Here is a 12,252-nt window from a genome sequence, read left to right as displayed (position 1 = left end):
CGTCGGGATGCGTCACGGCCGCACCTCCGCAGTGCCGTAGTAGTGCATCAACGCCGCGTTGTCCGCGTCGCCGTGGCCGGCTGCGGCCAGCCAGCGGTGCAGTTCGGAGACGGTGGTGGTGACCGGCAGCGGTACGCCGACGGAGCAGGCGTACTCGCGGGCGGCCTCCAGGTCCTTGACCATGTTGCTGACCCGGCCGGTCGGCGTGAGATCGGCCTCGGCGAACTTCACGAAGAACTCCTGCAGCAGCGCGGAGTCGGCCCTGCCACCGGTCAGAGCGGTGAGCACCTGCCGCGGTGCGAGCCCCGCGGCGCGCACCACAGCGGCCGCCTCGGCGAGCGCGGCGAAACCGCAGCCGACCAGCACCTGGTTGACGGACTTCACCAACTGCCCGGATCCGGCGGGCCCGAGGTGGGTCAAGCGTGTCGCCAGCGCGCCCAGCACGGGCAGCGCCCGCTCCACATGTTCCTCGTCGCCTCCGAGCATCAGGGTCAGTTCGCCGCGCTCGGCGCCCGGAGCCCCGCCCGACAGCGGCGCGTCGACCCAGCCCGCGCCCAGCTTCGCGGCGCGCTCGGCGAAGTCGCGGGTGCGGCCGGGGTCGATGCTGGACATATCGATGACGAGCACGCCCTCCGTTGCGGCGCTGAGGATGCCGTCCGGGCCGAAGACGACGCGTTCGACGATCTCGGCGGTGTTGAGGGACAGGATCACCGTGGCGGTGGCGGACAGTTGAGCGGCGGAACCGGCGGTGGCCGCCCCTGCGCGGGCGAGAGGGGCCATCGCGTCCGGTCGGATGTCGTAGACCGTCACGGCGCGCTCGCGCCGCAAGAGCCGGCGGGCGATCGCCGAGCCCATGACTCCGAGCCCGGCGACCCCCACTTCGTTGTGTCCTGACACAAAGCCTCCTGAACCAAATGCTGTACGTAGAACAGAATACTGTCCTGCATTTCTTAGATTGACAAGTAATGCGTGATGCTGGAGTCGATACTGTTCAGTATATTGGATTATGCTCCACATGTTGTTACGGTCCGGGCAGGCGCCAGAACGGAGACAGACATGCAGCGCGCGGGCGAGGTGGTGCTCGGCATCGATCTGGGCACCACCGCGACGAAGGTGGTCGCGGTGGACGGCGCCCTCCGACCGGTGTCGACGGTCGAGCGGGCGACACCCCTGCGGAGCACGCCGGACGGCGCGGCTGTGCACAACCCCGAAGCCGTACTGGGCGCAGTGATCGAGGCGGTGCGCGAGAGCGCCGCGGCGTGCGCGCGCCACGGACACACGGTGAGCGGCCTGTCGTTCAGCGCCGCCCTGCACACACTGCTCGCGCTCGACGCCTCGGGCGCCCCGCTGACCCCGGCTCTGAGCTGGGCCGACACCCGCTCGGCCGACGTCGCGCGCCGCCTGCGCGCGGACGGCGCGGGCGGTGAGGAGCTGCACCGGGCGACCGGCACCCCCGTGCACCCGATGACTCCGTTGACCAAGCTCGCCTGGTTCGGCGCCCGTGAGCCGGGACTCGCCCGGCGCGCGGCCGTCTGGTGCGGTCTGAAGGACTACGTCCTGTCGATGCTGACCGGTCGCCTGGTGACGGACCTCTCCTGTGCCTCGGCCACCGGGCTGATGAACATGCACACCACGGACTGGCACCCGCCCGCACTGGAGGTCGCCGGAGTGTCCGCGGGGCGGCTGCCCGAACTCGTACCACCCACGGCTGTGTTCGCCCTGTGTTCCGAACCGGCCGCCGTGCTGGGGCTCCCCTCGGGCCTGCCCGTGGTCGCGGGCGCGGGGGACGGTCCGCTGGCGAATCTCGCCGTCGGCGCCACCGCCCCCGCGACCGCCGCGCTGTCCCTCGGCACCAGCGGCGCGCTCCGGGTCGTACGCGACCGGCCGGGCGTGGACGAGCAGTGCCGGGTGTTCTGTTACTACCTGGCCGACGGCCTGTGGGTGCTCGGCGGCGCGGTCAGCAACGCCGGGGTCGTCGCCCAGTGGGCCGCCGACTCCTTCGGCGGGGTCGACGTCGCCGACCTCCTCAACGAGGCGGCCGAGGTCGAGCCCGGCGCCGAGGGCCTGGTCGCACTCCCCCACCTGCTCGGCGAACGTGCGCCGTGGTGGGACCCGGACGCCCGCGGCGCCCTGATCGGCCTGCGCCGCGGGCACGGCCGGGCCCATATGACCAGGGCGTTGATCGAGGGGGTCGGGCAGCAACTGGCCCTGGTCCGCGACTCGATGCCGACCGCAGGCGCACCCGTCTCGACGGTACGGGCCACGGGCGGCGCCCTGCGCTCCCCGCTCTGGGCGGAGGTCATGGCCGCAGCCCTCGACATGCCGTTGGAGATCATCGACGATGCGGCGGGGTCCGGTCACGGAGCCGCGCTGCTCGGCCGGCGCGCGCTCGGCGGCCTGCCGACGCTCACGTCGGCTCCGGTTCAGGCGGAGGCACGCGCCCACCGGACTGTGTTCCCCGATCCGGTGGCGGCCCGCCAGATGGCCGCCGCCCGGCCGCTCACCGAGCAGTTGTACCGGCTCCTGCGCGCGGCGCACTGAGAGATCCCGGACGGAGTTCATTGGACAGGCCGCTCCACCGCAGGTTCGCCCCCTGGGGCCGGGCCACTTCCAGGTGACGCGGAGCCATTCACCGCGGCGGACCTCGATCGTGGGGCCCGGGAAGTGACCGTCGTAGGCCCAGAGGGGAGTGGGCGGAAGCTGTGAGTGGAGTCGTGCCCGTGTGGTGCGCATCCGGATGGTGGCGTACGAAACGCCGGCGGTGTCGCCGGAGCCGCCGCTGACGGCGACGCTTCACGGGCCTTTTCGACGGTCGGGGGGATGGGCAGCGGGTCCAGGTAAGAGGTGAGGGTCCGGTATCGGGGCTTCGACACGCCGGTCGTACCCCCTGCCGGCCGGCGTGTCGACGCAGCCGGGTTCTCCGTGTACTCAGTCGTGTCGGCGATCGGGGCAGCCGCGGCGGGTACGGCACGTGGCGCGACCGCGGCCACCGTGCCGACGGCTGCCGCCGAAGCCAGAAAGCCCCGGCGGCTCACGGATGGAGCGTCAGTCTGACTTCTTTCGTCTTCTTCCGTACGCATGTCGTCCTTCGCTCTCCAACGCGGCGCACGCGCCTGGGCGGTCCACCGCTACGGCTGGGACGCGTGGGCGGTGGGAAGCGTCCCCCGGTCCACGCGGTGCTCCGTCGTGGTTGGTCCGGCTGCGCGGAACGGGGTCCGGAATCGCCGGACCAGGTGGGCGACGGGACGTCAGCCCTGGCCGGCGGGCGCCGGCGCGGCATGCACAGCGTGGCCGCCGAACTGCTGCCGCATCGCCGCCAGCGCCTTCAACTGGGCGGCGTCCGGCTTGCGGGAGGCGAAGCGGGCGTAGAGCGCGGCGGTCATGGCCGGTGCGCAGACCGCGAGGCGTACGGCCTCCTCGACCGTCCAGCGGCCCTCCCCCGAGTCGTCCACCCGGCCGGACAGGGCGGCCAGTTCGGGATCCTCCTCCAGGGCCCGCACCTGTAGGTCGAGGAGCCAGGAGCGGACCACCGTGCCGTGCCGCCAGGAGGCGAGCACCTTGGGGACGTCGGGCACGTACTCGCAGGCCTCCAGCAGCTCGTAGCCCTCGGCGAGGGCCTGCATCATGCCGTACTCGATGCCGTTGTGGACCATCTTGGCGTAGTGACCGGCGCCCACCGGGCCCGCGTGGACCAGCCCATCCTCTTCCGGAGCGAGCGACTGCAGCAACGGCCACACCTTCCGCACGTGCTCGTCCTCGCCGCCGCACATCACCGCGTAGCCGTTCTCCCGGCCCCACACCCCGCCGCTGACGCCGCAGTCGACGTAGCCGATGCCGTGCTCGGCGAGCAGTCGGGCGTGCTGGGGGTCGTCGCTGAAACGTGAGTTGCCGCCTTCCACGACCACATCCCCGGGGGACAGCAGCCCGGCCAGGTCCCGCAGGGCCTGACGGGTCGGCTCGCCCGCGGGCAGCATGAGCCACACCACGCGCGGGGCGGCGAGCTTCTCCGCCATTTCCTCCAGGGACGTCACATCACGGTCCGGGGAGGTGCGGCTGTAGCCGAGCACTTCGTGTCCGGCGTCCCGCCAGCGGGCCGCCATGTTGCCGCCCATGCGTCCGAGTCCGACGATTCCTACCTGCATTGGTCAGTCCTTCGAGTGGTGCGGGTGGTGGGTGCCGGGGCCGCGCAGGAGTTCCAGGACGACGCTGTTGTCCAGGTCGCCGAGTCCCTGCGCCTCGACCTCCGCGTACAGGCGGGCGACCGTGCCGGACAGCGGCAGGGTCAGGTCCTTGGCGGCCGCGCTGTCCAGCACGAATCCGAGGTCCTTGTGGAGGTAACGGGCGGGACCCGAGGGAGTGAAGTCGCTTTCGGCGAGGTGGCGTTGCTTCTGTGCCAGTACTTCGGAGGAGGCGAGTCCGCCCCCCAGTACGTCGAGGAGTGCGGCCGGTTCGAGACCGCCGCGCTCGCCGAGGACCACGGCCTCGGCGAGGGCCACCAGGGTCCCCGCGACGACGAGTTGGTTGCAGGCCTTGGCGAGTGAGCCGGCGCCGACGTCTCCCATGTGCCGTACGGTCGAGCCCATCGCCGCCAGGTACGGGCGGACCCGCTCGACGGTGTCCAGGGCCCCGCCCGCCATGATCGACAGGGCGGCGTCGCGGGCACCGGTCACGCCGCCGCTGACGGGAGCGTCGACGACCGCGACGCGTCGGGCCCGCAGTTGCACGGCCAACTCCCGTACGCCGACCGGGGAGACGGTGCCCATCACGACGAGCGTGTCCGAGACCGGGTCCGCGCTGAGCAACGCGCCTACGACATCGGTGACTTGTGGCAGGTCGGGCAGCATGGTGAGCACGACCGGCGCCGCGGCGCCCACCTCGGCCGGGCTTTCGGCGATACGACAGCCTGCGGCTGCTGCGGCGTCCAGCGCGGGACGGCTGCGGTTCCAGGCCAGGACGTCGAACCCGGCCTTGGCGAGGTTCAGCGCCATCGGCAGCCCCATCGCGCCGAGCCCGACGAAGCCGACCGTCCGCGGCTGCCCGCTCATACCGGGGCCTCGGTCCGCGCAGCCGCCCGTGAGCCCAGGCGGTCCACGAGCCGTGGCTCGTCGAGCACCGCGCGGTTGACGACGAACCGCGGGACGCGGCCCGCCGCCACGTCCAGGACGGCCCGGACGGCGCTGCCGCCGTTCCCGGCGGACATCTCGTCGGTCCAGGCGAGGGCGTGCGGGCTGAGGGTGACGTTGTCCAGGGTGAGCAGCGGGTGTCCGGGGGCGGGCGGCTCGGTCTCGAACACGTCGAGGCCCGCCGCGCGAATGCGGCGCAGTCGCAGCGCCTCGACCAGTGCGGCTTCGTCGACGATCGGTCCGCGCGCCACGTTCAGCAGTACGGCCGTCCGCATCATCAGGGACAGCCGTCGCGCGTCGACGAGGTGGTGTGTCTCCTCGGTGAGCGCGCACATCACGATCACGGCGTCGGCCTCGGCCATCACCGTGTCGGCGTCCGCCAGCCGGACGCCCAGCTCCTCGGCCGTCTCCGGCGGGCAGTACGGGTCGTACGCCACGACGTCGACCTCGAACGGCCGCAGCAGACCGACCAGATCGCGAGCCGTGTTGCCGAGGCCGAGCAGACCGACGCGGCGGCCGGTGAGGCCGAGGCCCATCCACTGCTCCTTCTCGGCCCAGCGTGCCTCCCGCACCAGCCGGTCCTTGGCGGCGAGGTTGTGCAGGACGGCCAGCAGCAGGGTGAGCGCGGCGGTGGCGACCGGTCGGCGGGCACCGTCCGGTGTGATGGTGACCAGGGAGCCGTGGCGCGTGCACGCGTCGAGGTCGACGGTGTCGTAGCCGACGCCGAAGCGGGCGAACAGCGCCGGCGGGCGGGCGGCGCCCGCGAAGGTGCGCTCAGTGACGGCGGGCCCCGCGAACAGGACGGCGTCGAGTCCGTCGACGTCGGCCGCGAGCAGTTCGCCGGTGTCGCGCGGCAGGTAGTGCCAGTCGACACCCGCGGCGTCCAGCTCGCCGAGCCGGATGTCCCCCCATACGTTGCGGCCGTGGGCGTCCAGGAAGTCCCGGCTGACGCCGGCGGTGAAGCGTTCGCCCGTCATCACAGCACCGCGATCGGGTTGACGGGCGAGCCCGTGCCGCCGGGGATGTTCAGCGGCGCGACGACCATCAGGAACTCGTGCCTGGAGGCCTCGGCGCACGCCGTCGAGAGCGGTTCGAGGTCCAGGTTGTCCAGCAGGGGCACGCCCATCGCGGTGATGGCGAGCGCGTGCACGGGAGAGTGCAGGCCCTCGACCGGCGACGGCCGTACGTCGCTGTCGCCGTCGCCGCCGAGCAGGGCGATCCCGCGCTCGGCCAGCAGCGGCATCGCGTCCACGTGGAGACCGGCGCTGGCGTTGTCCGGGTTCCAGGCGCCGAGTTCGGCGCGGCGGCGGAAGTGCCCGGAGCGCAGCAGTACGGCGTCGCCCTCGGCGATGGTCACGCCGAGCGCCTTCTCGGCGGCCAGGACGTCCTCGGCGTGCACGGCCCGGCCCGGCTCCAGCCAGTCGGTGCCGAGAACGGCGGGCAGGTCGAGGAGAACACCCTTGGTGACCAGGGGGCCGAGGGAGGAGACGGCGCCGAAGTGGGCGCCGGCCGCGTCGACGGCCTCGCGTGCGGTGCGGCCGTCGTAGAGCTGCCCGCGGTAGGCGATGTGGGAGAGCGCGTCGAGGTGGCTGACTCCCTTGCCGTGGTAGTCGACGGCGATGAAGTCCTTGTGGCAGGAAGGCTCGGGGGCCTCGACGTCGCCGAGGTCGGACATGTAGTGCAGGGCGGGCTTGCCGTTGTCCGGGCCGGGCACGGTGTTCCAGGGCAGGGCCATGGGGACGGTGGTGCCGGTACGGACGAGAGCGGTGGCCCGCCGTACGTGCTCGGGGGTGACGCGGTTCCAGGCGCCGCGGTCCGCGGGGGTCCAGCGGCCCCAGGTGCCTACCGAGTCGAACAGGGCGTCGAACTCCTGGCGCGTCAGCGCGGGGCCGTTGTCGGGGAGGGCGGAGCAGTCCAGGTGCGGGGAACCGGGGTGGGGGGATTCGTGCGGGCTGCTGGTCATGGGATGTTCAGCGCTCCAAGGCTCGATGGATGTCGTCGGCCGGCCCCATGGGCGCGCTACGGTCGAGAGGTCCCGGCAGGATCGGGAGGTCTCGACGGCAAAGCATGCGCCGACGGCATTGTCGTTCGGGGTCGCACGAGGGACAATAACAACATGCTGAACGACGAACAGAATGATGGGTGGAGTTGCTGGTGAGCGCAAGCGATCCGGGAAGTCTTGTTCCCGCGGTGACGCGAGCCGTGGCGATCCTCGACACGCTCGGCGAGGCGGAGGGCCGCCCACTCTCGGTCAGCGAGATGGCGCGCGCCCTGGGACTGCCGAAGTCCTCGACGGGCAACCTGTGCGCCTCACTGGAGGCGGCAGGCATGATCACGCGCAACGGCACGGGCTTCACCCTCGGGCGCAAGCTGGTCGAACTGGGCGGGCGCTACCTGTCCACGGTGGACCAGCTGCGCGACTTCTACGACCTGTGCCGTCGCAGCACGTACATCTCCCGCGAGACCGCGAGGGTCGCCGTACTGGACGGCCTGGACGTGCTCTACCTGGGCCGGTACGACGGCACGCAGCCGCTGCGGCTGACCGCCAACATCGGCGACCGCTTCCCCGCGAACTGCACCGCGACCGGCAAGGCCATCCTCTCCGCGCTCGATCCGGCGGTGGCCGAGGACCGGCTCCGCAGCCGCCCCCTGCCGGCCCTCAGCGAGCGGTCGATCACGTCCGTACCCGCCCTGCTGGCCGACCTGAAGCTCACCCGCGAGCGCGGCTACGCGGTCGACGACGAGGAGACCACGGCCGGCATCCTCTGCCTGGCCGTGCCGGTCAGGGGCTTCCGCACCGACTCGGCACCGTTCGCGATCAGCGTCACCACACTCAAGGCGCGCCTGGACGACGAGTTCCGCGAGGCGCTGCTGAAGGACCTGCGCACGATCGCGGCGGGGCTGGAGAACCCGATGCTGCCGCAGGCACCCACCGGCACCAGGTAACACATCCACACACCGCACACACGGCGGCCGTACGGAGATCACCTCTCCGTACGGCCGCCGTAACTTTGGAGAAATCAATAAAGTCAGATCTATTGACCAGAATGCTGCTCGCTATACAGGATTCTGGGCGAGCCGATGGAGTGACCCTCGGCTGGCCGAACCCTCGGAGAAGTCCGTGTATGACGCTTCCGAAGACGACACCTCGCCTCTGGTGACCATCCGCGGACTGCGCAAGCGGTTCGGCGGCACCCTCGCCCTCGCCGATGTCGATCTCGACATCCACCCGGGCAGCGTCCTGGCCCTCCTGGGCCACAACGGCGCAGGCAAATCCACTCTCATCAAAATCCTCGCCGGTGTCCACCGCGCGGACGAAGGTCACATCACCGTGGCCGGCCATCCGCTCGGCGCCGACGCCGCCACGGACGAGATGTCCTTCATCCACCAGGACCTCGGACTGGTCGAGTGGATGACGGTCGCCGAGAACATCGCCCTCGGCACGGGCTACCCCCGCAGCGGCGGCCTCGTCTCCTGGCGGCAGGTCCGCAAGCGGGCCATCGAGGCCCTGGACATCGTCGCCGGTCACCTCGACCCGGACGCGCCGGTGGCCGACCTCACCCGGGCCGAACGCTCCCTCGTGGCCATCGCCCGCGCCCTGTCCACCCGGGCCCGGCTCATCGTGCTCGACGAACCCACGGCCAGCCTGCCCGCGGCGGACTGCGCCCGGCTCTTCGACGTGCTGCACACCCTGCGCGACCGCGGCCACGGCATCGTCTACGTCAGCCATCGCCTGGACGAGGTCTTCCAGGTCGCGGACGCCTTCGCCGTACTGCGGGACGGTCACCTGATCAGCCAGGGCCGGCTCGCCGACCACGGCCCCGACCGGATCGTCCACGACATCGTGGGGCACGAGCCCGAGAGTCACCGTCCGCAGCACGCCTCCGGAGGACCCGGTGGCGCCACGGTGCTGCGCCTCACCGGTGCCACGGCGGACAGTGCGGGCCCCGTCGACCTGGAGCTGCGCGCCGGGGAGGTGCTGGGCATGGTCGGCCTGACCGGCGCCGGTCACATGGACCTCGGCCGCGCACTCGCCGGGGCACGGCCCCTCACCGGCGGCGAGGCCTTCCTCGACGGCGAGCCGTACCGTCCCGCCTCGGTCACCGCCGCCGTGGACAAGGGAATCGGCTTCGTCACCAGCAACCGCCAGGAGGAGGGCTGCGCCCTCGAACTCACCGTCCGGGAGAACTTCCTGGCCAACCCGCGTGCCGACAACGGCTCCCCGTGGCGCTGGATCGGCCCGCGCCGCGAGCGGGCCGAGGCCGTCTCGCTCGTCGCGCGGTTCGGCGTCCTGCCCGCCAACCCGGAGGCACCGATCGCCACCCTCTCCGGCGGCAACCAGCAGAAGGTCATGATCGGCCGCTGGCTGCGTACCGACCGCCGAGTGGTGATCCTCGAAGAGCCCACCGCCGGTGTCGACGTCGGCGCCAAGGCCGAGATCTACCGGCTGCTGGACCAGGCCCTCGCCCAAGGGCTCGCCGTCCTCCTCATCTCCACCGACTTCGAGGAGGTCGCCGACGTGTGCCACCGCGCCCTGGTCTTCGCCCGCGGCACCGTGACCGCCGAACTCAGCGGCCCCTCCCTCACCGTCACCGAACTCACCCACGCCGCGTCGGCGATGCCGGCGCTGACCGGAACGGCAGACAACTGATGGCCATCGAGACCGAACCCTCTCCCGGCAGGACGCGTACCACTTCGGGTGACGGCAAACAGCGCGGCAGCAGCCGGTTGCGCGGCCACCTGATCGGCACCTACGGGCTCCTGGCGCTCACCGCCCTGCTCTTCCTGATCTTCACCGTGACGATGCCCGACTCCTTCCCCACGTCGGACAACCTCACCTCGCTGCTGTCCACCAACGCCATCCCCGCGATGCTCGCGCTCGGCGCGATGATCCCCATCGTCACCGGCAAGTTCGACCTGTCCATCGGCTACGGGCTCGGCCTCTGGCACGTGCTGACGATGCAGCTCATCGTGCACAGCGGCTGGCCCTGGCAGCTCGCCTGCCTGGTGACGATCGCCGGAGGCACCGTAGTCGGCGTCATGAACGGCCTGCTCGTCGAGCTGGCGAAGATCGACTCCTTCATCGCCACCCTCGGTACCGGCAGCGTGCTCTACGCCGTCACCCTCTGGATCACCAACGGCGCTCGCATCGTCCCCGGTCCCGAGGGCCTGCCGGCCTGGTTCACCGACCTGTACACCTCGACGTTCCTCGGCCTGCCGGTGCCCGCCTTCTACGTCCTGGTGCTCGCGTTCGTCCTGTGGCTGGTGCTCGAACGCCTGCCGCTGGGCCGCTACCTGTACGTCATCGGCTCGAACGCCCGGGCCGCCGACCTCGTCGGCATCCCGACACGCCGCTACAGCATCTACGCCTTCGCCGGCTCCGGCTTCGTCGTCGGCGTGTCCGGCGTGCTACTCGCCGCCCAGCAGCAGATCGGCAACCCGAGCGGCGGCCAGGACTATCTGCTGCCCGCCTTCGTGGGCGCGCTGCTCGGCTCGACCGCCATCAAACCCGGGCGGGCCAACGCCCTGGGCACCATCGTCGCCGTCACCGTCCTCGCTGTCGGCCTGTCCGGCATCACCCTGGCCGGGGCCGACTTCTGGGTCACTCCGCTGTTCAACGGCGGCACGCTGCTGATCGCCGTCGGCCTCGCGGGCCTGTCGGCGCGGCGCCGGCTGCGCGCCGGGGCCGTCGCGACCCGGCGGTCACTGTCCGGCGGCACGACTGGCGCACAGTCCGATGGCACACCGGGTGCGCTGTCCGACGGCACGTCAGGCTCGCAGTCCGGCGGCGCGATCACCGAACCGCCCTCCCAGGATTCCGGGCACCACCGGGTCCCGTAACTCGCCGCCCCACCGCATCCGGTCATTCCCGCTCGCCCGCCCCTCTGCCTTCCGCACGTCACCAAGGAGCCGCCCCATGCCGTACCACCCCAGCCGCAAGCAGTCAGTAAAAGCCGTGGCAGCCCTGGCCGTGCTCACCGCATCCCTCACCGGCTGCGTCCGCGGCTCGCAGATGGGCGGCTCCGCCACGGCCGGTTCATCGAAGGCGGGCTGTCCCTCCACTCTCGCCCGCGCGAAGCAGGCGGTCGCCGCCGCCGAGGCCACCGACACCCCCTGGCACGGGCCGACCAGCGGCCCTCGCGCGGTCTCCGGCCGGAAGACCATCGTCTACGTCGCCGACACCATGACCAACCCCGGAATCTCGGGTGCGGCCCAGGGAGTGCGAGAAGCCGCGAAGACCATCGGCTGGAAAATCAGGGTGATCGACGGCCAAGGCTCGCCCGCGGGCGTGCAGAAGGCGTTCAGCCAGGCCATCGCGCTCAACCCCGCCGGCATCGTGATCGGCGGCTTCGACCCGAAGACGACCTCGGAACAGGTACGCCAGGCGAACGCCAGGAACATCCCCCTCATCGGCTGGCACGCGGTCGACAACCCCGGCCCCAGCAAGAATCCGAAGCTGTTCACCAACGTCACCACCGACGTCAAGGAGGTCGCGAAGATCAGCGCGGACTGGGTCATCGCCCAGTCGAACGGCACCGCAGGCGTCGTCGTCTTCACCGACGCCTCGATCCCCTTCGCCGACATGAAGGCGAGCCTGATCAAGAAGGAACTCGGCACCTGCTCCGACGTGAATCTGCTGGCGACCGAGAACATCCCGATCCCGGACTCCAGCAGCCGCACCCCGACAGAAGTCAGCTCCCTCCTGGCCCGCTACCGCAACAAGTGGACGTACTCCGTCGCCATCAACGACCTGTACTTCGGCGACGCGGCGCCCGCCCTGCGCTCCGGCGGCAAGCAGGGCGGCGGAACCCCCTTCAACATCGGCGCGGGCGACGGCGACTCCTCCGCCTTCCAGCGCATCAACGACAAGCAGTTCCAGTCCGCGACCGTGCCCGAGCCGCTCAACGAGCAGGGCTGGCAGATCATCGACGAGTTCAACCGCGCCTTCTCCGGCAAACCGGCCAGCGGATACGTCGCGCCCGCACACATCGCCACGGCCAAGAACAGCGGCGGCGCCTCCACCTGGGACCCGAAGGGCTACCGCGAGGCCTACCGGAAGCTCTGGGGCAAGTAGCCCCCGCGCACGTCATCGACACCGTCTGGCCCGGCCTGCTCCCTGACCTGCAAC

The 12,252-nt window shown here is 71.4% G+C and carries 10 protein-coding genes; 5 read left to right on the top strand and 5 right to left on the bottom strand.

The genetic code is table 11. The features are described 5' to 3' along the window. Positions 1-12: 12 nt before the first annotated feature. On the bottom strand, positions 13-897 hold the full coding sequence (locus tag H8R17_RS20985; RefSeq protein WP_316959474.1) for an NAD(P)-dependent oxidoreductase: 885 nt from the start codon (positions 895-897) through the stop codon (positions 13-15). A 159-nt stretch (positions 898-1,056) separates the two neighbouring features. Between H8R17_RS20985 and H8R17_RS20980 the strand changes: the two genes are divergently transcribed. Beyond that, positions 1,057-2,541, top strand: coding sequence for a gluconokinase (locus H8R17_RS20980; protein WP_187824749.1), 1,485 nt, complete (start codon positions 1,057-1,059; stop codon positions 2,539-2,541). A 707-nt stretch (positions 2,542-3,248) separates the two neighbouring features. On the opposite strand, the gene gnd is transcribed toward H8R17_RS20980, so the two are convergent. Genes gnd through H8R17_RS20960 form a run of 4 tightly spaced genes read right to left on the bottom strand, consistent with a single transcriptional unit; the run spans position 3,249 to position 7,086 of the window. Further along, on the bottom strand, positions 3,249-4,142 hold the full coding sequence (gnd, locus tag H8R17_RS20975; protein WP_187824748.1) for a phosphogluconate dehydrogenase (NAD(+)-dependent, decarboxylating): 894 nt from the start codon (positions 4,140-4,142) through the stop codon (positions 3,249-3,251). 3 nt (positions 4,143-4,145) lie between these two features. Next, entirely contained in the window at positions 4,146-5,045 is a 900-nt protein-coding gene (locus H8R17_RS20970) for an NAD(P)-dependent oxidoreductase (protein WP_187824747.1), read from the bottom strand. Beyond that, on the bottom strand, positions 5,042-6,100 hold the full coding sequence (locus H8R17_RS20965) for an NAD(P)-dependent oxidoreductase (RefSeq protein WP_187824746.1): 1,059 nt from the start codon (positions 6,098-6,100) through the stop codon (positions 5,042-5,044). The genes H8R17_RS20970 and H8R17_RS20965 overlap by 4 nt, the downstream gene beginning before the upstream one ends. Then, positions 6,100-7,086: a cyclase family protein gene (locus tag H8R17_RS20960; protein WP_187824745.1), complete on the bottom strand. Its 987-nt coding sequence runs from the start codon at positions 7,084-7,086 to the stop codon at positions 6,100-6,102. The genes H8R17_RS20965 and H8R17_RS20960 overlap by 1 nt, the downstream gene beginning before the upstream one ends. 191 nt (positions 7,087-7,277) lie before the next feature. Between H8R17_RS20960 and H8R17_RS20955 the strand changes: the two genes are divergently transcribed. From H8R17_RS20955 to H8R17_RS20940, 4 genes are all read left to right on the top strand, one after another. Beyond that, positions 7,278-8,069 carry an IclR family transcriptional regulator gene (locus H8R17_RS20955; protein ID WP_316959473.1) on the top strand — a complete coding sequence of 264 codons (792 nt, stop codon included), beginning with the start codon at positions 7,278-7,280 and terminating at the stop codon, positions 8,067-8,069. 175 nt (positions 8,070-8,244) lie between these two features. Then, positions 8,245-9,774 (top strand): sugar ABC transporter ATP-binding protein, encoded by a 1,530-nt coding sequence (locus H8R17_RS20950; protein ID WP_316959472.1) that lies wholly within the window; start codon positions 8,245-8,247, stop codon positions 9,772-9,774. Beyond that, entirely contained in the window at positions 9,774-10,964 is a 1,191-nt protein-coding gene (locus H8R17_RS20945; RefSeq protein WP_187824744.1) for an ABC transporter permease, read from the top strand. The genes H8R17_RS20950 and H8R17_RS20945 overlap by 1 nt, the downstream gene beginning before the upstream one ends. A 76-nt stretch (positions 10,965-11,040) precedes the next feature. Then, positions 11,041-12,198, top strand: coding sequence for a substrate-binding domain-containing protein (locus H8R17_RS20940; RefSeq protein ID WP_187824743.1), 1,158 nt, complete (start codon positions 11,041-11,043; stop codon positions 12,196-12,198). Positions 12,199-12,252: the final 54 nt, after the last annotated feature.

Origin of the sequence: Streptomyces sp. TRM68367 (genome assembly GCF_014495685.1) — a bacterium.
Taxonomy (GTDB): Bacteria; Actinomycetota; Actinomycetes; order Streptomycetales; family Streptomycetaceae; genus Streptomyces.
Note: the sequence above shows the minus strand (reverse complement) of the source record. Positions and strands in the feature narration are given on the sequence as shown.

Coding starts and splice junctions, on each gene's coding strand:
- H8R17_RS20965 (WP_187824746.1), bottom strand. CDS start 6,100: ATGACGGGCGAACGCTTCACCGCCGGCGTCAGCCGGGACTTCCTGGAC.
- H8R17_RS20940 (WP_187824743.1), top strand. CDS start 11,041: ATGCCGTACCACCCCAGCCGCAAGCAGTCAGTAAAAGCCGTGGCAGCC.
- gnd (WP_187824748.1), bottom strand. CDS start 4,142: ATGCAGGTAGGAATCGTCGGACTCGGACGCATGGGCGGCAACATGGCG.
- H8R17_RS20970 (WP_187824747.1), bottom strand. CDS start 5,045: ATGAGCGGGCAGCCGCGGACGGTCGGCTTCGTCGGGCTCGGCGCGATG.
- H8R17_RS20960 (WP_187824745.1), bottom strand. CDS start 7,086: ATGACCAGCAGCCCGCACGAATCCCCCCACCCCGGTTCCCCGCACCTG.
- H8R17_RS20945 (WP_187824744.1), top strand. CDS start 9,774: ATGGCCATCGAGACCGAACCCTCTCCCGGCAGGACGCGTACCACTTCG.
- H8R17_RS20980 (WP_187824749.1), top strand. CDS start 1,057: ATGCAGCGCGCGGGCGAGGTGGTGCTCGGCATCGATCTGGGCACCACC.